The sequence below is a fragment of the Lysobacter defluvii IMMIB APB-9 = DSM 18482 genome (assembly GCF_000423325.1).
Classification (GTDB): Bacteria; Pseudomonadota; Gammaproteobacteria; order Xanthomonadales; family Xanthomonadaceae; genus Novilysobacter; species Novilysobacter defluvii.
Map to the genome: position 1 here is coordinate 359,998 of NZ_AUHT01000004.1, position 21,435 is coordinate 381,432.

The 21,435-nt window shown below is 70.4% G+C and carries 17 protein-coding genes and 2 tRNA genes; 5 read left to right on the forward strand and 14 right to left on the reverse strand.

Features of this window, described 5'->3' with window-relative positions:
• Positions 1–33 precede the first annotated feature (33 nt).
• From pdeM to G545_RS0101795, 4 genes are read right to left on the reverse strand one after another with little or no spacing between them, the layout of a single operon-like run.
• Positions 34–711, reverse strand: coding sequence for a ligase-associated DNA damage response endonuclease PdeM (gene pdeM, locus G545_RS0101780; RefSeq protein ID WP_027068894.1), 678 nt, complete (start codon positions 709–711; stop codon positions 34–36).
• The gene (locus tag G545_RS0101785; RefSeq protein WP_027068895.1) at positions 701–3,163 is read right to left on the reverse strand and encodes a ligase-associated DNA damage response DEXH box helicase; all 2,463 of its coding nucleotides are present in this window, start codon (positions 3,161–3,163) and stop codon (positions 701–703) included. Before G545_RS0101785 ends, pdeM begins: the two co-directional genes overlap by 11 nt.
• A gap of 32 nt (positions 3,164–3,195) precedes the next feature.
• Complete coding sequence (locus G545_RS0101790) at positions 3,196–4,788, reverse strand: ATP-dependent DNA ligase (protein ID WP_027068896.1); 1,593 nt, start codon at positions 4,786–4,788, stop codon at positions 3,196–3,198.
• Positions 4,788–5,798: a ligase-associated DNA damage response exonuclease gene (locus G545_RS0101795; RefSeq protein ID WP_027068897.1), complete on the reverse strand. Its 1,011-nt coding sequence runs from the start codon at positions 5,796–5,798 to the stop codon at positions 4,788–4,790. The genes G545_RS0101790 and G545_RS0101795 overlap by 1 nt, the downstream gene beginning before the upstream one ends.
• A 139-nt stretch (positions 5,799–5,937) precedes the next feature.
• Here G545_RS0101795 and G545_RS0101800 point away from each other — a divergent pair, with 139 nt between their 5' ends.
• Together G545_RS0101800 and G545_RS0101805 are read left to right on the forward strand one after the other, a co-directional pair.
• A complete protein-coding gene (locus G545_RS0101800; protein WP_197050165.1) occupies positions 5,938–6,444 on the forward strand; it encodes a DUF411 domain-containing protein in 507 nt (168 codons plus the stop codon).
• A gap of 148 nt (positions 6,445–6,592) precedes the next feature.
• Positions 6,593–9,199 (forward strand): PQQ-binding-like beta-propeller repeat protein, encoded by a 2,607-nt coding sequence (locus G545_RS0101805; protein WP_036135692.1) that lies wholly within the window; start codon positions 6,593–6,595, stop codon positions 9,197–9,199.
• Positions 9,200–9,277: 78 nt separating this feature from the next.
• On the opposite strand, the gene G545_RS0101810 is transcribed toward G545_RS0101805, so the two are convergent.
• The 4 genes from G545_RS0101810 to ppsR form a co-directional block, all read right to left on the reverse strand.
• Positions 9,278–9,353: transfer RNA gene (locus G545_RS0101810), tRNA-Glu, on the reverse strand.
• A gap of 63 nt (positions 9,354–9,416) precedes the next feature.
• Positions 9,417–9,492, reverse strand: a tRNA-Ala gene (locus G545_RS0101815).
• A gap of 44 nt (positions 9,493–9,536) precedes the next feature.
• On the reverse strand, positions 9,537–10,064 hold the full coding sequence (locus G545_RS0101820) for a DUF1249 domain-containing protein (RefSeq protein WP_081677666.1): 528 nt from the start codon (positions 10,062–10,064) through the stop codon (positions 9,537–9,539).
• Between the two features lie 18 nt (positions 10,065–10,082).
• Complete coding sequence (gene ppsR / locus G545_RS0101825; protein ID WP_027068901.1) at positions 10,083–10,904, reverse strand: posphoenolpyruvate synthetase regulatory kinase/phosphorylase PpsR; 822 nt, start codon at positions 10,902–10,904, stop codon at positions 10,083–10,085.
• Positions 10,905–11,036: 132 nt separating this feature from the next.
• On the opposite strand from ppsR, the gene ppsA reads away from it, so the two are divergent.
• Positions 11,037–13,412 carry a phosphoenolpyruvate synthase gene (gene ppsA, locus G545_RS0101830; protein ID WP_027068902.1) on the forward strand — a complete coding sequence of 792 codons (2,376 nt, stop codon included), beginning with the start codon at positions 11,037–11,039 and terminating at the stop codon, positions 13,410–13,412.
• Between the two features lie 128 nt (positions 13,413–13,540).
• On the forward strand, positions 13,541–14,011 hold the full coding sequence (locus G545_RS0101835) for a DUF2721 domain-containing protein (protein WP_027068903.1): 471 nt from the start codon (positions 13,541–13,543) through the stop codon (positions 14,009–14,011).
• Between the two features lie 6 nt (positions 14,012–14,017).
• Here G545_RS0101835 and orn read toward each other — a convergent pair whose 3' ends face one another.
• Positions 14,018–14,602, reverse strand: a complete 585-nt coding sequence (orn, locus tag G545_RS0101840; RefSeq protein ID WP_027068904.1) for an oligoribonuclease — start codon at positions 14,600–14,602, stop codon at positions 14,018–14,020.
• A gap of 67 nt (positions 14,603–14,669) precedes the next feature.
• Complete coding sequence (gene tadA / locus G545_RS0101845; RefSeq protein ID WP_027068905.1) at positions 14,670–15,149, reverse strand: tRNA adenosine(34) deaminase TadA; 480 nt, start codon at positions 15,147–15,149, stop codon at positions 14,670–14,672.
• A 44-nt stretch (positions 15,150–15,193) separates the two neighbouring features.
• On the opposite strand from tadA, the gene G545_RS0101850 reads away from it, so the two are divergent.
• Positions 15,194–15,979, forward strand: coding sequence for a YggS family pyridoxal phosphate-dependent enzyme (locus G545_RS0101850; protein WP_081677667.1), 786 nt, complete (start codon positions 15,194–15,196; stop codon positions 15,977–15,979).
• A gap of 223 nt (positions 15,980–16,202) precedes the next feature.
• Here G545_RS0101850 and guaA read toward each other — a convergent pair whose 3' ends face one another.
• The 4 genes from guaA to moeB form a co-directional block, all read right to left on the reverse strand.
• Positions 16,203–17,795 carry a glutamine-hydrolyzing GMP synthase gene (gene guaA / locus G545_RS0101855; protein ID WP_027068907.1) on the reverse strand — a complete coding sequence of 531 codons (1,593 nt, stop codon included), beginning with the start codon at positions 17,793–17,795 and terminating at the stop codon, positions 16,203–16,205.
• A gap of 3 nt (positions 17,796–17,798) precedes the next feature.
• Positions 17,799–19,256: an IMP dehydrogenase gene (guaB, locus tag G545_RS0101860; protein ID WP_027068908.1), complete on the reverse strand. Its 1,458-nt coding sequence runs from the start codon at positions 19,254–19,256 to the stop codon at positions 17,799–17,801.
• Between the two features lie 87 nt (positions 19,257–19,343).
• Entirely contained in the window at positions 19,344–20,222 is an 879-nt protein-coding gene (folD, locus tag G545_RS0101865) for a bifunctional methylenetetrahydrofolate dehydrogenase/methenyltetrahydrofolate cyclohydrolase FolD (protein ID WP_027068909.1), read from the reverse strand.
• A 65-nt stretch (positions 20,223–20,287) separates the two neighbouring features.
• Entirely contained in the window at positions 20,288–21,412 is a 1,125-nt protein-coding gene (gene moeB / locus G545_RS0101870) for a molybdopterin-synthase adenylyltransferase MoeB (RefSeq protein ID WP_027068910.1), read from the reverse strand.
• Positions 21,413–21,435: the final 23 nt, after the last annotated feature.

The following is a 21,435-nucleotide window of genomic DNA, read 5'->3' on the forward strand; positions in this document are numbered from 1 at the left end:
CCTCCCCCGCCGCCCCCGCGGCAGCCGCTGATCCTACCGCAGCCCCGCTTGCCCCGCCGGTTTTCCGGCTGCAGCCAGCCACACCACCTCACCCTCCACGCAGATGGCGACCCGCTCCGAGCCCGCCGGCTCCACCACGAAGCTGCCGGTGAATTCCGAGAACGCCGGCAGCACCGTGTGGCTCCCGCGCAGCCAGAACACCGGCCAGCGGCGCCCCTGCATTCCGGGCAGCCGGACCGCGGGGTGCAGGTGGCCCGCGAGCACGTGGCGCGAAGCGTGGGCGCCAGGGTGGTGGCGCAGGGCGAACGGGCCGTCGTCCACCTCCTCGCCGAGCAGTTCGAACCCCAGGCCGGCGTTCGCCAGCGCACGGTCATGGTTGCCCACGATCGCCCCAATCGACACCTGCGGATGGCGCGCCCTCCACTGCCGCCACGACTCCTGCCAGCTGGTGTCGTTCACCGCTCCATGCACCACGTCCCCCAGCACCCACAGCTCGCTGGCGCCGCTGGCGTCCAGCAGCCTGGACAGGCGCGCCAGGTCGTGGCTCGTGCCTCCGCGCGGCACCCCGATCCCGGCGCGCCGGAACACATCGGCCTTGCCCAGGTGCAGGTCGGCCACCAGCATTCGTCGGCGGGCCGGCCAGTACAGGCCGCGGTCGGCGAACAGTTCGACCTCCTCCCCTGCCAACCGGGCGTGGACGCTAGCCGCCATGGCGTCTTTCCAGCTCGGCGGCGGCGCGCTGCACGCGGGCCTTCCAGGATTCGGTGCTGAGTTCGCCGCTGCGGAGGTTCTCCGCCCACAGCGGAAAGGCGAGCGGGGTCAGGCTGCGTGGCGCGTGCAGCTCGATCCTGCGGCGCGCGCAGTCCGCCAGCGCCTCCTGCAGGCGCTGCACATCGAGCTGGGTGGACCAGACCTCCTCTGTGGCCAGGCGGAGCAGCAGGTGGTCGGGGTCGTAGCGTTGCAGCACGTCGAACAGGAGGCTGCTCGAGGCCTGCAGTTGCCGCATCGAACGCACGGCCCTTCCCGGCAGCGAGGGCGGCAGCAGTCCGGCGATCCGCGCAACCTCGCGGAACTGGCGGCGCGCCAGCTCGGCCAGGTTGAGGCTTTCCTCCAGGTCCTGCCGTAGCCCCTCCGGCGACATGAGCTCGCGCAGGAGATCCGCGTCGGGTTCCAGGTCCTGCGCCGGCGTGAGCACCAGGCCGTAATCATTCGCCGCGTAGCGGAAGGTGTTGGGCGTCCGGCGGCCCCAGCGCAGCGCCAGCAGCGCCGCCAGTCCTTCGTGCGTCTGGCGGCCGGCAAACGGATAGACGAACATGTGGCGCCCGTCGCGGCGCTTCACCGACTCCACCAGCAGCTTGCCGGGGCCAGGCAGCCCGGACAGGCGCTCCTGCAGCCGCAGCAAAGGCGCCATCGCCCGCATCTCGGGAACGTCCCCGGGCGAGGCCAGCTGGCGCTCGACCTCGTGGGCGAGCTCCGAGGAGAGCGGCATCCGCCCGCCCTGCCACTTCGGCACCTGCCCGGATGCATTGCGGGCCAGCCGCACGTAGGCGGTCATCGACTCCAGCCGCACCAGCACCAGCGTCCGCCCGGCGAACTGGAAATGATCCCCGGGACGCAGCCGGGCAATGAAGCCCTCCTCCACCGAGCCAAGTCCGCCGCCGCGCAGGAACTTCACCGAGACCGCGCCATCGCTGGTGATCGTGCCGATGGACAGCCGGTGGCGGAATGCGATGCGGCGATCCTCCACCTTGTAGATCCCGTCCTCGCCGCGCACCACGCGGCGGTAATCCGGGTAGTTCTCCAGTGCCCTGCCGCCCTGCACGATGAAGTCCAGCACCGCCTGCCACGCAGCCGGCTCGAGAGCGGCGAAGGCGTGCGTGCCGCGCACCTCGCGGTAAAGACCGGCAGCGTCGAAGCCGCCGCCCAGCGCCAGCGTCACGCAATGCTGCGCGAGCACGTCCACGCTCAGTACCGGCGGTCTTCGTGCCTCGATCCTGCCCTCCGCGAGCGCGACCCGGGCCGCCGCGTACTCGGCGAGCTCGAGTGCATGGGTTGGCACGCAGGTGACCTGGCCCGCCTCTCCCGGGCGATGGCGCGAGCGGCCTGCCCGCTGCAGCAACCGCGCAACGCCCTTCGGGCTCCCGACCTGGAACACGCGATCGACCTCGGGAAAGTCGACCCCGAGGTCCAGGCTGGAGGTGGCGACCACGCATCGCAGCGAGCCGTCGCGCAGCCCCGCCTCGGTCGCGGCCCGCAGCTTCGGGTCCAGCGAACCGTGGTGCAGCGCGATGTCCCCGGGCCGCCCCGGCCACACCGCCGAGAGCGCCTGGTGCCACAACTCCGCCTGGGAACGGGTATTGGTGAACACCAGGCTGGTTCGCGCGCCCTGCACCGCCGCCACGACCCGCGCGAGCTGCGACAGGCCCAGGTGGCCAGCCCACGGGAAGCGCTCGCCCTCTTCGGGCAGCAGCGTCGTCACCGTGACCCTGCGCGCGCGTGCCGCGGTCACGATTGGCGCGTCCGGCCGATGGGGAAGCAATACGTCGCGCGCCTCGTCGAGGTTCCCGAGGGTCGCCGACAGGCCCCAAAGCCGCAGGTCCGGCGACAACCGCCGCAGGCGCGCCAGGGTGAGTTGCAGCAGTACGCCGCGCTTGTTGCCCAGCAGTTCGTGCCACTCGTCGACGACCACGCAGCGCAGCCCGGAAAAATGACCCGCGCTGTCCGGGTAGGACAACAGCAGCGAGAGCGACTCGGGGGTAGTGACCAGGACATCGAGCTTGCCGGCGCGGGCGAGCCGCCGGTCGCGGGCCGAGGCGTCGCCGGTGCGCATCCCCACGGCAAGGTCCAGCCCGAGTTCCCCGATTGGCTCGCGCAGCGCCCTCACCGTGTCGTTTGCCAGCGCCCGAAGTGGCGTGACCCACAGCACGGCGAGTGGCCGGCTGGGGGTGCGGCGGGGCTTTGCGCGGCTACCAGGCTCTGCGGACGCCGCCGCCGCCCCAAGCACTTCCAGCAACGGTCCTCCGAACGCGGCGAGCGTCTTGCCACTACCGGTCGGGGTGTTCAGGAGACCGGACTCGCCTGCCAGGTAGCGGCGCCAGAGTGCCTTCTGGAAGCGCAGCGGGCGCCACCCGCGCCCGGCGAACCATTCATCGAGCCGCTGCATGGCCTCGCGCCTGCGCGCCCGTGCGCCGCCGGTCACCGCGCCAGGCTCCGGAGCGTATCCAGGCGGTCGGCCTCCGCTGCCGGCTTGTCGTGGCGCCAGCGCAGGATCCGCGGAAACCGGACCGCGACGCCCGACTTGTGGCGCGCGGACAGGTTTACCGCCTCGAACGCCAGCTCGAACACCTGCACCGGCTCCACGGCGCGCACCGGGCCGAAGCGGTCGACCGTGTGGGCGCGTATCCAGCGGTCCAGCGCCAGGATCTCCTTGTCGTCCAGGCCGGAGTACGCCTTGGCGACCGGCAACAGGACCTCGCCTTCCCACAGCGCGAAGGTGTAGTCGGTGAACAGCGTGCTGCGGCGCCCGTGCCCGGACTGGGCGTAGATCAGCACCGCATCGATGGTGAGCGGATCGACCTTCCACTTCCACCAGTCCCCTCGCCGCCGGCCGCTCTGGTACGGAGCGCCCAGCCGTTTGAGCATCAGTCCCTCCACGCCCCGTTCCCGCGCCTCGTCGCGCAGCCGCGACGCCGCCCCCCAGTCCGCGACCTGCACCGCGGGAGAGAGCTGCACGCGGGGATCGCCGTGGGCCTGCAGCAGTTCGTCCAGGGCCTGGCGCCGCTCGTGCTGGGGGCGTTCCCGCAGGTCCGCGCCGTCGAGCTCAAGCAGGTCGTACGCGAGCACCCGCGCGGGCGTCGCGGCGAGGGTCTTCGGCCCCGGCTTGCGGCGCTGGATCCGCGTCTGCAGGGCGGTGAACGGCAGGGGCTGTTCCTCGCCCTCGCGCCAACCCAGCAACTCGCCGTCGATGACGCAGTCGCGCGGCAGGCTCGCCGCCGCGGCTTCGATCTCCGGGAAGCGGCCGTCCAGCCGCTCCTCGCCCCGCGACCACAACGCCACCTCGCCGCCGCGCCGGATCAGCTGCAGGCGGATGCCGTCCCATTTCCATTCCAGCAGCCAGTCCCCTGGCGGGCCGAGTACCTCCGGCGCGGTCTCCAGCGGCGAGGCCAGGAAGAACGGGTATGGCTGCCGGCGGTCGCTGGGCAGTTCCTCGTGCGACAGCAGGTCGCGCAGGAAGCCGGCGGTGGGAGTCCAGGCCCCGAGCATGCGCTGCGCGATGCGCGCGATGTCCACGCCGGACATTGCCGCCAGGGCCTGTTGCACGGTGCGCTGCGAAACACCCACGCGCAGCGCGCCGGTCAGCATCTTGTTGAACAGCAGGCGCTGGTCGAAGGGCAGCGTGCGCCACGCGTCGACCACCACGGCGCGGCGCAGGTGCGGCTCGCGCCCGGCGACCGGCAGCAGGCGCTGCTCGATCCAGGCATGCAGCGGGACGTCCGGCGCGGTATCGGGTGGATCGTCCAGCAGCAGGGCCAGCGTCTCGCCCAGGTCACCTACCTGGTCGTAGCTGTCCTCCACCAGCCAGTCCGGCAGGCCGCTCTCTTCGGAGATCCACTCGCGCAGCTCGCGGGTGCTGGCGATGCGGCCCAGCTTGCCGCCTGACAGCAGCCACAGTGCCCAGACCGCATCCCCGGCCGGGGCCTCGCGGAAGTAGTCGACCAGCGCGGCCCGCTTGTCGAGCGTCGCGGTACTGCGGTCGAGTTCGCAGAACAGCCGGGCGAAGCGCTGCATCAGCCCTCCTCGTCCGCGTCCGCGCCGTACTCGGTGCGGAATGCCTCGGCGTGGATGCCGGACTCGTTGAGGGCGCGGATGATGGCGTCGGTGTTCCCGTGGGTCGCGATGACGCGGCGCGCGCCGGTCTCGCGGACGGTACGCATCAGGTCCGGCCAGTCGGCGTGGTCGGACACGACGAACCCGCGGTCATGGTTCCGCCGCCGGCGGTTGCCGCGCACCCGCATCCAGCCCGAGGCGAAGCCGGTCTGCGCCTTGCGGAACCGCCTCATCCACGGACTTCCGGCCGCGGAAGGCGGAGCGAGCACCAGCTCGCCGGCGAACCCGTCCCCGGTGTCCGCCTCCCGCAGCGGCACGGTCGGCAGCATGTCGATGCCCGCCTGCCGGTACACCTCGACCCCCGCCGCGATCGCGCCATGCAACAGTGCCGGCCGGTCGGTGTGCCGTGCCAGCTCCGCCAACAGCCGCTGCGCCTTGCCCAGCGCGTAGCACAGCAGCACCGCGGCCTCCCCTCGTGACGCGCATTGGTCCCGCCAGGCGACGATCTCGCGCGCCACCGCAGAGGTGTCGGGCCAGCGGTAGATCGGCAGACCGAACGTCGCCTCGGTGATGAATACGTCGCAGGGCACGACCTCGAACGGCGCGCAGGTCGGGTCGTGCTGGCGCTTGTAGTCGCCCGACGCCACCCACACCCGGCCGTCGACCTCGATCCTCACCTGCGCCGACCCGAGCACGTGGCCGGCCGGGTGCAGGCTGACCCGCGCGGCCCCGAGTTCGAACGGCTCTCCGTAGTCATGGGCGTGGTAGCGCTGCTCGCCCAGGCGCCATTCCAGGATCGGCAACCCCGGCGCGGCGACGTGGTACTCGCCCATGCCAGGGCGTGCATGGTCCCCGTGCCCGTGGGTGATCACCGCCCGTTCGACGGGCCGCCAGGGGTCGATGAAGAAGTCGCCCTGGGGACAGTAGAGGCCTTCGCGGCGCTGGACGACCAGGTCGTGGGCGGGATCCATGCCCGCAACATAGGTGCGGGCGTGTCAGCGGCCCGCAAAACCAGTCGCCTCCGCGCCGCGCGGAGCTGACGCAGCTCAAGACATGGCCGCCGCCATGCGGGCAATATGGGCGGGCCTGCCACGCCCCCGAGGACATCCCATGAAAGCCACCACGACCCGGACCGCCATTGCCGCGCTCGTCGCCGCCGCCGGACTGCTGGCGGGGGGGCTGGTCTGGTCCGGCCAGGACCGCTCCACGCCCGACGCGCCGGGCACCGCCACCGCCCTGCCCCTGCTGACCGTACACAAGAGCCCCAGCTGCGGCTGCTGCGTGAAGTGGATCGAGCACATGCGCGAAGCCGGCTTCCCGGTGGAAGTGCACGACACCGACGACATGCTGCCGGTGAAGCAGGGCGCCGGAGTCCCCTACGGCAAGGGGTCGTGCCACACGGCCCAGGTAGGCGGCTACTTCGTCGAAGGGCATGTCCCGGCCGCGGACGTCAAGCGCCTGTTGGCGGAGAAGCCGCAGGCAAGGGGCCTGACCGTCCCCGGGATGCCGGCCGGCTCGCCGGGGATGGAAATGCCCGATGGGCGGGTGCAGCCTTACGCCGTGGAGCTGGTCGCCGACGACGGTTCAACCTCGGTGTTCGCCCGCCACGGCGAGTAGGCCGGGCACTGCCGTCGTACGGTCGCGGCGCCGCGGGAGCAGGCAGGTGCTGAAGAGCAGCATCGCCTTCTGAACGAATCGTGTGCACGTAATGACCACGGGCGCTGTTCGATGGTCGCCATGAAATTCGCCTTCCCGGGAGCACCTCATGGACAACCGCGCCGCTTCGCGTGCGCCGGTGATCACCGGCCTCGTGTTCTTGCTCATTGGGCTGGTGCTTGCCGGCGGCGGCCTATGGCTCGCGTCGCTTGGCGGGTCCTGGTTCTACCTGCTTGCGGGGCTGGGGTTCATCACCACCGCAGCGCTGCTGTGGATGCGCCGGCCGGCTGCCCTGCTGGTATACGCCGCACTGTTGCTCGCCACGCTTGCCTGGTCGTTGTGGGAGGCCGGACTGGACTGGTGGCCCCTGGCAACACGGCTTGGGCTGTTGTTCCTGCTCGCGATCTGGCTGCTGCTGCCGTGGGTACGCCGTGGACTCGTCGCCCGACACAGCGAAGGGACCAAGGCGGCCGCCAGCCCCCCACGTGCGAGGAAGGGCTGGATTCCGTTGGCAGCGGTGACGGCGCTGGTGCTACTGGCCTCGGTCGTTTCCTGGACCCGTGATGCGCACCGGATCGACGGCCGGCTGCCCGCCCCCACCGCCGCGGCGCCACCGCCCGCAGCCGGCGATGTGCCGCCCGGCGAATGGCACGCCTACGGCCGCACCGGCTACGGGCAGCGCTACTCGCCACTGCGGCAGATCACGCCCGCCAACCTCGACCAGCTCGAGGTTGCCTGGACCTACCGCACCGGCGATGTGCGTGGCCGGCCGGGAGATCCGGAGGAAACCACCTTCGAGGTCACTCCGCTGAAGATCGATAACCGGCTGTTCCTGTGCACGCCGCACCAGTCGGTGATTGCCGTGGATGCGACGACGGGCGAGGAGGTCTGGCGGCTGGACCCGCGGATCCAGGAAGACCTGGCGCTGCAGCACCTGACCTGCCGCGGCCTGTCCTGGTATCCGGGGACTCCCGCGCGCGAGGAGAGGGACACGAGCGAGGCCGTTGCGGCCAACACGGACACGAGGGCCAGCGAGTCAGCGGACGCCACCACGGCGGGTCCCGGGCCCGATGCCCCGGCTCCGGCTGCCGGGACGGCACGCGCGGATGCCACGACCCCCGCGTTGGACGCACGCACCCCTTCCGGGGCGCCGGTCGCCGCCGCCGGGCTGCCCACCGGGAGTTGCACCGCGCGCTTGTTCATGCCCACCGCGGACGGGCGCCTGATCGCCATCAACCCCAACGACGGGCGGGTCTGCGAGGATTTCGGCAACGGGACCGGCCAGGTCGACCTGTGGCGCAACATGCCCGAGGTCAACCCAGGCTCGTACTACTCGACCTCCCCGCCGGTGGTGGCCGGCGGGCTGGTGATCATTGGCGGCACCGTGCTCGACAACGTCAGCACCACCGAGCCCTCCGGCGTGATCCGTGCCTTCGACGCCCGGACCGGCGAACTGGTCTGGAACTGGGATCCCGGCGATCCGGAGGACACCCTCCCGATCGCGCCCGGCGAGACCTACTCCATCAGCACGCCGAACAGCTGGTCGATCTCCAGCGTCGACGAGGCGCTCGGGCTGGTGTACATCCCCATGGGCAACCAGCCACCGGACCAGTGGGGCGGCAACCGCGATCCGGAGGGCGCGCGCTACTCCAGTAGCGTGGTGGCGCTGGACATCGCGACCGGGCAACTGCGCTGGGTATTCCAGACCGTCCACCATGACCTGTGGGACTACGACGTGCCTGCACAGCCGTCGCTGATCGACCTGGATATCGGCGGCGAGACGGTGCCGGCCCTCGTGCAGCCGACCAAGCAAGGCGAGATCTTCGTGCTGGACCGCCGCACCGGGGAGCCGGTGCTCCCCGTCGAGGAGGTCCCGGTGCCGCAGGGCGCCGCTGCGGGTGACCACACGGCACCGACCCAGCCGGTTTCGGCGCTGTCGTTCGGACCGCCCGACCTGACTGGCGCAGACATGTGGGGCGCCACCCTGATCGACCAGATGTTCTGCCGGATCCAGCTGCACAAACTGCGCTACGAGGGACGCTACACCCCGCCCTCCGAACAGGGTTCACTCATCCACCCCGGCAATTTCGGCGTGTTCAACTGGGGAGGCGTGGCCGTGGACCCGGTGCGGCAGGTGGCCTTCGCCACCCCGGCCTACCTGGCGTTCACCTCGAAGCTGATCCCGCGCGAGGACGACGAAACCCTGTACGTGCAGACCGGCGATGCCCCGCCGCACAGTCCCCTGCCCGACCTCAACGAGAACTTCGGCGCGCCGTTCGCGGTGCAGATGGGCCCCTTCCTCTCGCCGCTCGCCCTGCCCTGCCACGAGCCACCGTGGGGCTATGTCGCCGTCGCCGACCTCACCACCGGCGAGGTGGTCTGGCAGCACCGCAACGGAACCGTGCGCGACCTCGCGCCGATTCCCCTGCCCTTCCGCATGGGTGTGCCGGGCATCGGCGGCCCGATGATGACGGCCGGGGGAGTCGCGTTCTATTCCGGCGCGATGGACTACTACATCCGCGGCTACGACGTGGCCACCGGCGAGGAACTGTGGCAGGACCGGCTGCCGGCCGGAGGCCAAGCCACGCCAATGACCTATCAAGGCGCGGACGGGCGCCAGTACCTGCTGGTGATTGCCGGCGGACACGGCTCCACCGGCACGAAAACCGGGGACTACGTGATTGCGTACGCGTTGCCCGGTGACGCGCGTCCGTAGCAACGAGTGGACGGTGTAGCCGCCCGCGCGGCAGCAACGCAAGAGGCCGCCTTCCGGCGGCCTCTTGCGTGTATGGAGTGGCGTCCCCACGGGGATTCGAACCCCGGTCGCAACCGTGAAAGGGTTGTGTCCTAGGCCTCTAGACGATGGGGACGCAGTGGACTTCCGCTCGTTGCCCGGCTGCTTTCACTCAGCCGCGAATCGAAGGTCCTTGAAGTGGTGGAGCCAGGCGGGATCGAACCGCCGACCTCTACAATGCCATTGTAGCGCTCTCCCAGCTGAGCTATGGCCCCACGTGCTGGAAAGTCGACAAGCTTAAGGACGAGTTTGCGGTCCGTCAAGCCGTCTTTTGCAACTTTTTTGAAGCTTCCCGATCCGGCCCGGAGTCGCGCCTGAGGGTGGCGACGCCGTGCCCGCGTTCGGCCAGGTATTGTAGCCACTTCCCGAGAAAAGTGTTCATCTTCATGCGGTGCCCGACCACCTCGGCCGGGGGCGGGTACATGCCAAGCACGTCCTGCCAGCGGCGCCCCACGTAGCAGTGGGTCGCCTCCAGCTGCCGGGCATCGTGGTACTGCCGCAGCCAGGCCGACGGATCGGGTTCCCCGGTGACCGGGTCGGTCATGGCGTAGGTCAGGCGCAGCTCGGTGGTGTAGCGGTGCTGCTCGATGACCTCCAGGCACACGTCCAGGCCGTCGCCGACGCTGGAGACATAGCTTCCGGGCCCCAGGCCGGCCGGCGCGAACAGCCGCGCCATGCGGCCGTGGTTCTCGGCATAGAGCGCCATCAGCCAGCCGAAGCGGCTCAGGGCCGGGAGGCGGCGGGGGCGCGGCGGCCGGGGATTCGGATGAACTGCAGGAACTGTCATTGCCGTGATGCTACACGGCTAGAACATCTCCCGACGGATTCCCAGCGTCGACATCACCTTGCTGGAAATCTCCTCGATCGAGGTATGGGTCGTGCTCAGCGTGGGGATGCGTTCGGCGCGGAACAGGGCCTCGGCGGCAGCGACCTCGCGCTTGCAGGTCTCCAGTTCGGCATAGCGCGAACCCGGGCGCCGCTCCTCGCGGATCTCCGCCAGCCGGACCGGGTCGATGGTCAGGCCGAACAGCTTGTGCCGGTGCGGGCGCAGGTGGGCCGGGAGCCGGTCGTGCTCCAGGTCCTCCTCGGTCAGCGGGTAGTTGGCGGCGCGCACGCCATAATGCAGCGCCATGAACACGCAGGTGGGCGTCTTGCCGGCGCGCGAGACCGCGACCAGGACCACGTCGGCGTCCGTGTAGTCCACCGCCATGCCGTCGTCGTGGGTCAGCGCGTAGTTCATCGCGTTGATGCGGCGGTGGTAGGTGTCGAAATCGACGATCGCATGGGCGCGCCCGACATGGCGCTGCCGGGCCTCCCCCAGCTCGCGCTCGAGCGGCTCGATGAAGGGCGCGAACACGTCCAGTACCAGGGCGCCGCTCTCGGCCAGCGCATCGGTGATCCGGCTGTCCATGCAGGAATTGATCACCAGCGGGCGCGTGCCGTGCAGCTCGCCGGCGTCCCGGATCCGCTTTGCGGCGGCGGCCGCGCGCTCCACGTCGTCGACGAACGCGATCCGCTCGCCGATGAAGGTGGTGTCGCTGAACTGGGTCAGCAGGCTGTGCCCGATGGTCTCGGCCGTGATGCCGGTACCGTCGGACACATAGAAAACCGGCCGCGTCTGGCTCATCCCCGGGCACCCCGTGCTTGCGTTGGAAAAGGAAAACCCCTGCCGGATCAAGCTTGTGTGCCCCCGGCGCAGCGGCGATCATAGCGGTTTCGCCGACCTGCCCGGCACCTGGCACTCCCCGGAGACACCGTCTTGAAGCAGAACATCCTCTGGCTGCACGAGCTGCGCCTGAACGACCTTGCCCGCGTCGGCGGCAAGAATTCCTCGCTCGGCGAGATGATCGGCAACCTGGCGGGACTCGGGGTTTCGGTGCCGGGCGGCTTCGCGACCACCGCCGAGGCGTTCCAGGACTTCATCGCCCACAACGACCTGCACCAGCGCATCTTCGATCGCCTGGCCAGCCTCGACGTCGAGGATGTCAACGCGCTGACGCAGGCCGGCGGCGAGATCCGTGGCTGGGTGATCGACGCCCCGCTGCAGCCGGAGTTGGACCGCGAAATCCGCGAGGCCTACCGCAAGCTGGCCGCGCAGAACGGCGGCGGCGACATCGCGGTGGCCGTGCGTTCCTCCGCGACCGCCGAAGACCTGCCGGATGCCTCCTTCGCCGGGCAGCAGGAGACCTTCCTCAACGTCACCGGCGAGGACGACGTGGTCCTGAAGGTCAAGGAGGTCTTCGCCAGCCTCTACAACGACCGCGCGATCGCCTACCGCGTGCACCACGGCTTCAAGCACGAGGACGTGTTCCTGTCCGCCGGCGTGCAGCTGATGGTGCGCTCGGACGTGGGCGCCTCGGGCGTGCTGTTCACCCTGGACACCGAGTCCGGCTTCCGCGACGTGGTGTTCATCACCTCCAGCTACGGCCTGGGCGAGATGGTGGTCCAGGGCGCGGTCAATCCGGACGAGTTCTACGTCTACAAGCCCACCCTGCGCGATGGGAAGAAGGCGATCCTGCGTCGTTCGATCGGCGCCAAGCAGCTGCGGATGGTCTATTCCGACCAGCCCGGCGAGCGCGTGCGGACCGAGGACACCCCGGCCGAGTTGCGCTCGCGGTTCTCGATCTCCGACGAGGACGTGCAGGAGCTGGCGAAGCAGGCGCTGGTCATCGAGGAGCACTACGGCCGACCGATGGACATCGAGTGGGCCAAGGACGGGGTCAGCGGCAAGCTGTTCATCGTCCAGGCGCGCCCCGAGACGGTGAAGTCCCGCGCCAAGGCGACCCAGATCGAGCGCTTCCACCTGGGCGAGCGCGGCCCGGTGGTCTGCGAGGGCCGCGCGATCGGCCAGAAGATCGGCAGCGGCGTGGCCCGCGTGGTCCGCTCGCTGGCCGACATGGAGCGCGTGCAGCCGGGCGACGTGCTGGTCGCCGACATGACCGACCCGGACTGGGAGCCGGTGATGAAGCGCGCCGCCGCCATCGTCACCAACCGCGGCGGGCGCACCTGCCACGCGGCGATCATCGCCCGCGAGCTGGGCGTGCCGGCGGTGGTCGGCACCGGCAACGCCCTGGACGCCATCCAGGACGGCCAGACGGTCACCGTCAGCTGCTCCGAAGGCGACACCGGCTTTATCTACGAGGGCGCCCTGCCCTTCGAGCGCACCACCGCCGACCTGGAGCACATGCCGCCGGCGCCGCTGAAGGTGATGATGAACGTCGCCAACCCGGAGCGCGCCTTCGACTTCGCCATGCTGCCCAACGCCGGCGTCGGCCTGGCGCGGCTGGAGATGATCATCGCCAGCCACATCGGCGTGCACCCCAAGGCGCTGCTGGAGTACGACCGGCAGGATCCGGAAGTCCAGCTCCAGATCAAGCGCAAGATCGCCGGCTACGCCGACCCGGTGGAGTTCTACGTCGGCCGCCTGGCCGAGGGCATTGCCACCATCGCCGCCTCGGTGAACCCGAACCCGGTGATCGTGCGCATGTCGGACTTCAAGTCCAACGAGTACGCCAACCTCATCGGCGGCAGCCGCTACGAGCCGCACGAGGAGAACCCGATGATCGGGTTCCGCGGCGCCAGCCGCTACGTCGACCCGAGCTTCGCCGAGGCCTTCGCGTTGGAGTGCCAGGCGGTGCGCCGCGTGCGCGGCGAGATGGGCCTGGACAACGTCTGGGTGATGATCCCGTTCGTGCGTACGCTCGATGAGGGCCGCAAGGTCGTCGAGGTGCTGCGCGCCAACGGCCTCGAGCAGGGCAAGGACGGCCTGAAGATCATCATGATGTGCGAGGTCCCCTCCAACGCCCTGCTGGCCGAGGAGTTCCTGGAGATCTTCGATGGCTTCTCGATCGGCTCCAACGACCTGACCCAGCTCACCCTGGGCCTGGACCGCGATTCGGGCATCGTCGCCCAGCTGTTCGACGAGCGCGACCCGGCGGTCAAGAAGCTGCTGTCGATGGCCATCCGCACCGCCCGCGAGAAGGGCAAGTACGTCGGCATCTGCGGCCAGGGCCCCAGCGACCACCCCGACCTGGCGCAGTGGCTGATGGAACAGGGCATCGAGTCGGTGTCGCTGAACCCCGACACGGTGGTCGATACCTGGCTGCGGCTGGCGAAGGCGAAGTCCGCGTCGTAAGCGGCTTTCCCCCTTCTCCCGCTTGCGGGAGAAGGTGCCCCGAAGGGGCGGATGAGGGTAACTCCCAAGAGGCGGCCCTCACCCCAACCCTCTCCCGCAAGCGGGAGAGGGGGCAGTAAAGTGGCCCCATGGACACCTCCACCATCCCCGCCTCCTACGCCGTCATCGCGGCGATGATCACGCCCGCGTTCTTCCTGGCGGCGGTCGGCTCGCTGCTGATCTCCTCAAACAACCGGCTTGCCCGGGTGGTCGACCGGATGCGGATCGAGATCCAGCGGCTGCACGAGACGCACGGCGACGCCCGGCCCGAGCTGAAGGCGCGGATCCTGATCCACCGGCGGCGTTCCTACCTGGTGCTGGGGGCGCTGCGGTTGCTGTACGGCTCGCTGAGCGCGTTCGTGGGGACCAGCATCGCGATTGCGGTCGACGCGGCCGTCCTGGACAACCGCATGATCTGGCTGCCCACCGCGCTGACGGTGATCGGCGTGCTGCTGGTGTTCGCGGCCTCGCTATGCCTTGGCCACGAGGCCCGGCTGGGCGTCCGGACCCTGCACCGCGAGCTGGAGAACGAGCTCGCCCTGGAGCGCCAGCGGCCCTGAGGCGGACTACCGGGCGGTCTCGTCGATCCCGCCCAGGCGGCCCATGAAGAAGCGGTAGTGGCGCAACTCGTCGATCGAGTCGTGGACGTCACTCAGGGCGGTGTGCGCCGCCTTCTTGCCCACCCCGGCAAGGATGTCCGGCGCCCAGCGGCGGGCCAGCTCCTTGATCGTGCTCACGTCCAGGTTGCGGTAGTGGAAATACCGCTCCAGCTCGGGCATCAGGCGGTGCAGGAAACGGCGGTCCTGGCAGATCGAGTTGCCGCACATGGGCGACACGCCGGCGGGCACCCACTGGCGCAGGAACTCCAGCGTGCGCTCCTGCGCCTCCTCCAGCGTCACGGTGGACTCGAGCACCCGCATCCACAGCCCGGACATCCGGTGCTGGTTGCGGTTCCACTCGTCCATCGCCTCCAGCCGGGCGAGCGGCTGGGAGATCGCCAGTTCCGGCCCCTCGGCAAGTACCCGCAGGTCCCTGTCGGTCACGACCGTGGCGATCTCGATGATCTCGTCGGCCGTGGTGTCGAGCCCGGTCATCTCCAGGTCGATCCAGATCAGGTGGTCGGGGCTTGCGCGGTTCGCGGGGTCGGTCATGCGTCTGTGTCCGTGGAGGGTGGACGCATGATACGCGGGCGGCGGTGCCAACCCGTGGACGGCACCGTCAGCCCGCGGCGGGACGCGCGCGGCGGGCGCGGAACCAGCTGCGCAGACGCTCGCCCGCCTCGGTCCCGAGCACGCCCCCGGCGACCTCGACGCGGTGGTTGTGGCGCGGGTCGGCGAGCAGGTCGAACACGCTCCCCGCCGCCCCGGTCTTGGGGTCATGCGCCCCGAACACCACCCGTGCGATCCGCGCGTGCACCATCGCCATCGCGCACATCACGCAGGGCTCGAGCGTCACGTACAGCACGCAGCCGGTGAGCCGATGATTGCCGAGCCGGAAACCGGCCTGCCGCATGGCGACGATCTCGGCGTGGGCCGTCGGGTCGTGCTCGGTGATGTTGCGGTTCCAGCCCTCGCCGAGCACCTGCCCGGCGGACGACACCAGCACAGCCCCGACGGGGATCTCGTCGTCCTCGCGCGCGCCGCGCGCCGCCAGCGCCAACGCGTGCCGCATCCACCGCTCATCGTCTTCCACAGCCATCCGCGCAGGATACCGCGCCACCCGGCATCCCTTACCATTCCTGCATGGATACCCAGGACTCCCCCACCCTGCACGGCGCCGGCACCGCGGCCGAGCGCGCCGCGACCGTCGAAGATTTCCGCCACAACCTCGCCTCCGTGCAGGAACGCATCGCCGCCGCCTGCAAGAGCGTGGGACGTGACCCGTCCAGCGTCCGCCTGCTCCCGGTCAGCAAGACCGTCGACGAGGCGCGGCTGCGCCTGGCCTACGAGGCCGGCTGCCGCCAGCTTGGCGAGAACAAGGTCCAGGAGGCGGCCCACAAGGCCGAGGCCCTGGCCGACCTGCCGGGCCTGCGCTGGTCCGTCATCGGCCACCTGCAGACCAACAAGGCGAAGGTCGTGGCGCGCTTCGCCGACGAGTTCCAGGCCCTCGACCGCCTGCGCGTCGCCGAGGTGCTCGATCGCCGGCTGCAGGCCGAGGGCCGCGGCCTGGACGTGCTGGTGCAGGTGAACACCTCCGGCGAGGCCAGCAAGTTCGGCCTGCCCCCGGAGGAGGTGGAAGCCTTCGTGCGCCAGCTGCCGGCCTTCAGCTCGCTGCGGGTGCGTGGCCTGATGACGCTGGCGGCGTTCTCCGCCGATCCGGACCGGGTGCGCCCCTGCTTCGTCCGCCTGCGCGAGCTACGCGACCGCCTGCGCCAGGACGCGCCCGACGGCGTCGCCATGGACGAGCTGTCGATGGGCATGTCGGGGGACTTCGAGCTGGCGATCACGGAAGGCGCGACGACGGTCCGGGTGGGACAGGCGATCTTCGGGCCGCGCGCAACGCCGGATAGCCACTACTGGCCCGGGTAGCGGGAGTGGCGCGGGCAGAAGCGGGAACGGGGAACCGGGAACAGGGAACGAACGGTCGTCGGGACCGCGTTGTCGGAAGCGGGGAACGGAAAGCGGGAGGGCATCGTACCGACCCCACGAGAACTGCTTCGTCCGCCTGAGAAGCCATCTGGAAGGGACCGGAAGCTCACAGGGCCCGACAACTCGTTCCCTGTTCCCGGTTCCCTGTTCCCGCTTTACCCCCTTACTCCCACTCGATCGTCGCCGGCGGCTTCCCACTGATGTCATACACCACGCGAGAAACCCCGCGCAACTCGTTGATAATCCTGTTCGAGACGCGGCCCAGGAAGTCGTACGGCAGGTGCGCCCAGTGCGCGGTCATGAAGTCGACGGTCTCCACGGCGCGCAGGGCGATGACCCACTCGTAGGCGCGCGCGTCGCCCACCACCCCGACCGACTTCACCGGCAGGAACACCGCGAAGGCCTGGCTGGTCTTGTCGTACAGGTCGGCCTTGCGCAGTTCCTCGATGAAGATGTGGTCCGCGCGCGCCAGCAGCTCGGCGTACTCGCGCTTCACCTCGCCGACGATTCGCACGCCCAGCCCCGGTCCGGGGAACGGGTGGCGGTAGACCATGGCCGGCGGCAGGCCGAGCTCGACGCCCAGGCGCCGGACCTCGTCCTTGAACAGCTCGCGCAGCGGTTCGACCAGCTTGAGGTTCATCTTCTCCGGCAGGCCGCCCACGTTGTGGTGGCTCTTGATGACGTGCGACTTGCCGGTGCCGGCGCCCGCCGACTCGATGACGTCCGGATAGATGGTGCCCTGCGCCAGCCAGCGGGCATTGGTCAGCCGGCCGGCCTCCTCGTCGAAGATCTCGATGAACAGGTTGCCGATGACCTTGCGCTTGGCTTCCGGATCGCTGATGCCTTCCAGGGCCTCGAAGTAGCGGTCCGCGGCGTTCACCCGGATCACGTTCACGCCCAGGTGCTCGGCGAAGGTCGCCATCACCTGGTCGCCCTCCTGCCAGCGCATCAGGCCGGTATCGACGAAAACGCAGGTCAGCTGGTCGCCGATCGCCTTGTGCAGCAGCGCGGCGACCACCGACGAGTCCACGCCGCCGGACAGCGCCAGCACCACGTGGTCGTCGCCGACCGCCGAGCGCACGCGGGCGACCTGGTCCTCGATGATGTTGGCCGGCGTCCACAGCTGGCGGCAGCCGCAGATCCCGGTCACGAAGCGCTCCAGCAGCGCATTGCCCTGCTTGGTGTGGGTCACCTCGGGGTGGAACTGCACGCCGTACCAGCGCTTCTCGTCGTTGGCGAACGCGGCCACCGGGACCCGGTCGGTGCGCGCGGTGACGACGAAGCCCGGGGGCGCGGTGGCGACGTGGTCGCCGTGGCTCATCCACACGTCCAGGCGCGGCGGCGAGCCCGGGTGGTCCTTGAGCCCCTCGAACAGGCGGTCCTCGGCCACCAGCGAGACCTGGGCGTGCCCGTACTCGCGCTGGTCGGCGGATTCGGTCGTGCCGCCCAGCTGCTTGGCCATGGTCTGCATGCCGTAGCAGATGCCCAGCAGCGGCAGGCCCGAGTCGAACACCACCTGCGGTGCCGCCGGGCAGCCTTCGACCGTGGTCGATTCCGGGCCGCCGGACAGGATGATGCCCTTCGCGCCGTAGGCGGCGATCTCGTCGGGGTCGTGGTCCCAGGCCCAGACCTCGCAGAACACGCCCAGCTCGCGGATGCGGCGGGCGATCAGCTGGGTGTACTGGGCCCCGAAGTCGAGGATGAGGATCCGGTCGCCGTGGATGTCACGGACGGCATCGCGCTTGGAGTCTGGCATGGGTCAGCGGACCTGGTAGTTCGGCGGCTCGCGGGTGATCTGCACGTCGTGCACGTGGCTCTCGCGCGAGCCGGCGCTGGTGACGCGGACCATGACCGGCTTGCGGCGCATCTCCTCGATGGTCGCGCAGCCGACGTAGCCCATGGTCGAGCGCAGGCCGCCCGCGAGCTGGTGGACGATGTTGCGCAGCGGACCGCGATACGGGACCCGGCCCTCGATGCCTTCCGGCACCAGCTTGTCGGCGTCTGCCGAATCCTGGAAGTACCGGTCCTTGGAACCCTTTTCCATTGCCGCCAGGCTGCCCATGCCGCGGTAGCTCTTGTAGTGGCGGCCCTGGAACAGCTCGCTCTCGCCCGGCGATTCCTCGGTGCCGGCGAACAGGCCACCGATCATCACCGTGGACGCGCCCGCGGCCAGCGCCTTGCCGATGTCGCCCGAGTAGCGGATGCCGCCGTCGGCAATCAGCGGGATGCGGTCCTGCAGGGCCTCGGCGACCATGTCGACGGCGGTGATCTGCGGCACGCCCACGCCGGCCACGATGCGGGTGGTGCAGATCGAGCCCGGGCCGATGCCGACCTTGACCGCGTCGGCGCCGGCGTCCATCAGCGCCAGCGCGGCCTCGCCGGTGACGATGTTGCCGCCGACCACCTGCACCTGCGGGAAGTTCTTCTTGACCCAGGCCACGCGGTCGATCACGCCCTGCGAATGGCCGTGGGCGGTGTCGACCACCACCACGTCGACCCCGGCGGCGACCAGCGCCTCGACCCGGGCCTCGGTGTCGCCGCCCACGCCCACCGCGGCGCCCACCAGCAGCCGTTCGCTGCTGTCGTAGGCGGCGTTGGGATTGTCGGTCTTCTTCTGGATGTCCTTGACGGTGATCAGGCCCTTGAGCTGGAAATCGTCGTTGACCACCAGCACCTTCTCGATGCGGTGCCTGTGCAGCAGCGCCATCACCTCGTCGTCGGAGGCGCCCTCCTTCACCGTGACGAGTCGGTCCTTGCGGGTCATCACGTTGCGGACGGGGTCGTCGAGCTTCTTCTCGAAGCGCATGTCGCGGCTGGTCACGATGCCGACCAGCTGGTCCCCCTCGACCACCGGCACGCCGGAGATGTTGCGCTCGCGGGTGAGCTTGAGCACCTCGCCGATGGTCGCGCCCGGACCCACCGTGAAGGGCGACTTGATTACGCCGGCCTCGAACCCCTTGACCTGCGCCACCTGCGCCGCCTGCGCCTCCACCGACATGCTCTTGTGGATGACGCTCAGGCCGCCCAGCTGCGCCATGGCGATGGCCAGGCGCGCCTCGCTCACGGTATCCATCGCCGCCGACAGGAACGGCAGGCGGACCTTCAGGTCACGGGTGACGCGGGTTTCCAGCGAGACGTCCTTGGGCAGGACGGTGGAATGCGCCGGGATTAGGGAAACGTCGTCGAAGGTGAGCGCTTCGGCCTGGATGCGCAGCATGGTGGCGTGCCCGGGGGAGGAAGCCGCTCATTGTATCGCGTCAGCGGGCACCCGGCGGCATCTTCCGGACAGCGCACGCGCGGCGATTCAGTCCGCCGCCGCCTCCGCGGCCTCGGCCGCCTCGAGCGTGTTCTGCATGAGGGTGGCCACCGTCATCGGCCCCACCCCGCCGGGCACCGGGGTGATCCAGCTGGCCCGGCGCGCCGCCTCGTCGAAGTCCACATCCCCCACCAGCCGGCCATCGTCGATCCGGTTGATGCCCACGTCGATCACCACCGCGCCCTCGCGGATCCACTCGCCCGGCACCAGCCCCGGCACGCCGGCGGCGACGACCAGGATCTCGGCATTGCGCACCGCCGCCTCGAGGTCCTCCCGGCGGGTGAACCGGTGGCAGCAGGTCACGGTGCAGCCGGCGATGAGCAGTTCCAGCGCCATCGGGCGCCCGACATGGTTGGACACGCCGACGATGGTCGCCCTCGCGCCCCGCACCGGCCGGTCGGTCCAGGCCAGCAGCGTGGTGATCCCCCGTGGGGTGCAGGGGCGCAGGCCGAACTGGCGCAGCGCCAGGTGGCCGACGTTCTGCGGGTGGAAGCCGTCGACGTCCTTGCGCGGGTCGATGCGGTGGATCAATGCGCTGGCATCGCGGCGATCGGGCAGCGGAAGTTGGACCAGGATCCCGTGCACCGCCGGATCGGCATTGAGCGAGTCCACCAGTGCCAGCAGCTCGGCGTCGCCGGTGTCGGCCGGAAGGTTGTAGTCCAGCGCCCGGATGCCAACCTTCTCCGCGGCCCGGCGCTTGTTGCGCACGTAAACCGCCGAGGCCGGATCCTCGCCCACCAGCACCACCGCCAGACCGGGCCGCGGCAGCCCGCGCGCCACGCGCTCCTCCACCCGGCCGCGCAACTGCTCCAGCAGCTGTTCGGCGATGTGCTTGCCATCGAGGATGCGGGCCTTGTGGTCGCTCATGCTGGAACCGGGTGCGGATGGGCGGCGGATTATCGCATCCCCGCCGCGCAACGCCCCCGGCACGGTCAGCCGGCGCAGAAGCGCGCGTAGTCGATATAGCCCGGGAACTCCCGCCCGGGCGCGCAGACCACGCAGTCGGGGTCCGCGGGAACGCGGGTTTCGCGGAACCGCATCGCCAGTGCGTCGAAGCGCAGCAGGCGCCCCGACAGCGGCTCGCCAAGGTCCAGCAGCAGCTTGACCACCTCGGTCGCCTGCAACACGCCGATGACACCCGGCAGCACGCCCAGCACCCCGTTGTCGCTGCAGCTTGGCGCGAACTCCGGCGGCGGCGGTTCCGGGAACAGGCAGCGGTAGCAGGGAAGTTCGCCGCGGTGCCGCCCGGCATCGAACACCGAGGCCTGGCCGTTGAAGCGGTCGATGGCGCCGTACACCAGCGGCTTGCGCAGCTTCACGCAGGCGTCGTTGAGCAGGTAGCGCATCGGCAGGTTGTCGCCTCCGTCCACCACCACGTCCGCGCCGTGCAGGAAGCGCTCGACGTTCGCCGACGTGATGCGTTCCTGCACCGCCTCGACCCGCAGCCCGGGATTGAGCGCCAGCAGCGCCTGGCGCGCCGACTCGACCTTCGGCATGCCGATGCGGCCCTCGGCGTGCAGGATCTGCCGCTGCAGGTTGCTGCGCTCGACCACGTCGTCGTCGGCGATCGCCAGCGTGCCGACCCCGGCCGCCGCGAGGTAGTACGCCAGCGGGGAACCCAGCCCCCCTGCCCCGACCACCGCCACCCGGGACTGCAGCAGGCGCCGCTGGCCGGCCTCGCCGACCTCGGGCAGGCGCAGGTGGCGCGAGTATCGGTCGTAAAAGTCGGGATCGTCCGCCGGATGCACCAGTGGCAGCGCACCGGCGGCCCAGGCCCGGGTTCCGCCCTCCACCGAGGCGACGCGGCGGTAGCCCGCCTGCAGCAACTGCTCGCCGCATCGGTGCGACCGTGCGCCGCCTTCGCAGATCAGGAGCACCTCGGCGCCGGGCTCCGGCAGATGCTGCGCGGGCGACTGGACCAGCTCGGCGAGGGACACGCCGAGCGCGCCCTCGGCCATGCCGGCGGCGCGCTCGTGCGGCTCGCGCACGTCGACCAGGACCGCGCCGCGTTGCTGCCTGCGGCGGGCCTCCTCGGGACTGATGGGTTCCACTGCCATGGCCGGATTATCCGCCACCGGCG

What these genes read in the sequence shown, in the direction of transcription:
- pdeM (WP_027068894.1), bottom strand. Translation starts at nt 711, where the DNA reads ATGGCGGCTAGCGTCCACGCCCGGTTGGCAGGGGAGGAGGTCGAACTG.
- G545_RS0101785 (WP_027068895.1), bottom strand. Translation starts at nt 3,163, where the DNA reads ATGCAGCGGCTCGATGAATGGTTCGCCGGGCGCGGGTGGCGCCCGCTG.
- G545_RS0101790 (WP_027068896.1), bottom strand. Translation starts at nt 4,788, where the DNA reads ATGCAGCGCTTCGCCCGGCTGTTCTGCGAACTCGACCGCAGTACCGCG.
- G545_RS0101795 (WP_027068897.1), bottom strand. Translation starts at nt 5,798, where the DNA reads ATGGATCCCGCCCACGACCTGGTCGTCCAGCGCCGCGAAGGCCTCTAC.
- G545_RS0101800 (WP_197050165.1), top strand. Translation starts at nt 5,938, where the DNA reads ATGAAAGCCACCACGACCCGGACCGCCATTGCCGCGCTCGTCGCCGCC.
- G545_RS0101805 (WP_036135692.1), top strand. Translation starts at nt 6,593, where the DNA reads ATGGACAACCGCGCCGCTTCGCGTGCGCCGGTGATCACCGGCCTCGTG.
- G545_RS0101820 (WP_081677666.1), bottom strand. Translation starts at nt 10,064, where the DNA reads ATGACAGTTCCTGCAGTTCATCCGAATCCCCGGCCGCCGCGCCCCCGC.
- ppsR (WP_027068901.1), bottom strand. Translation starts at nt 10,904, where the DNA reads ATGAGCCAGACGCGGCCGGTTTTCTATGTGTCCGACGGTACCGGCATC.
- G545_RS0101835 (WP_027068903.1), top strand. Translation starts at nt 13,541, where the DNA reads ATGGACACCTCCACCATCCCCGCCTCCTACGCCGTCATCGCGGCGATG.
- orn (WP_027068904.1), bottom strand. Translation starts at nt 14,602, where the DNA reads ATGACCGACCCCGCGAACCGCGCAAGCCCCGACCACCTGATCTGGATC.
- tadA (WP_027068905.1), bottom strand. Translation starts at nt 15,149, where the DNA reads ATGGCTGTGGAAGACGATGAGCGGTGGATGCGGCACGCGTTGGCGCTG.
- G545_RS0101850 (WP_081677667.1), top strand. Translation starts at nt 15,194, where the DNA reads ATGGATACCCAGGACTCCCCCACCCTGCACGGCGCCGGCACCGCGGCC.
- guaA (WP_027068907.1), bottom strand. Translation starts at nt 17,795, where the DNA reads ATGCCAGACTCCAAGCGCGATGCCGTCCGTGACATCCACGGCGACCGG.
- guaB (WP_027068908.1), bottom strand. Translation starts at nt 19,256, where the DNA reads ATGCTGCGCATCCAGGCCGAAGCGCTCACCTTCGACGACGTTTCCCTA.
- folD (WP_027068909.1), bottom strand. Translation starts at nt 20,222, where the DNA reads ATGAGCGACCACAAGGCCCGCATCCTCGATGGCAAGCACATCGCCGAA.
- moeB (WP_027068910.1), bottom strand. Translation starts at nt 21,412, where the DNA reads ATGGCAGTGGAACCCATCAGTCCCGAGGAGGCCCGCCGCAGGCAGCAA.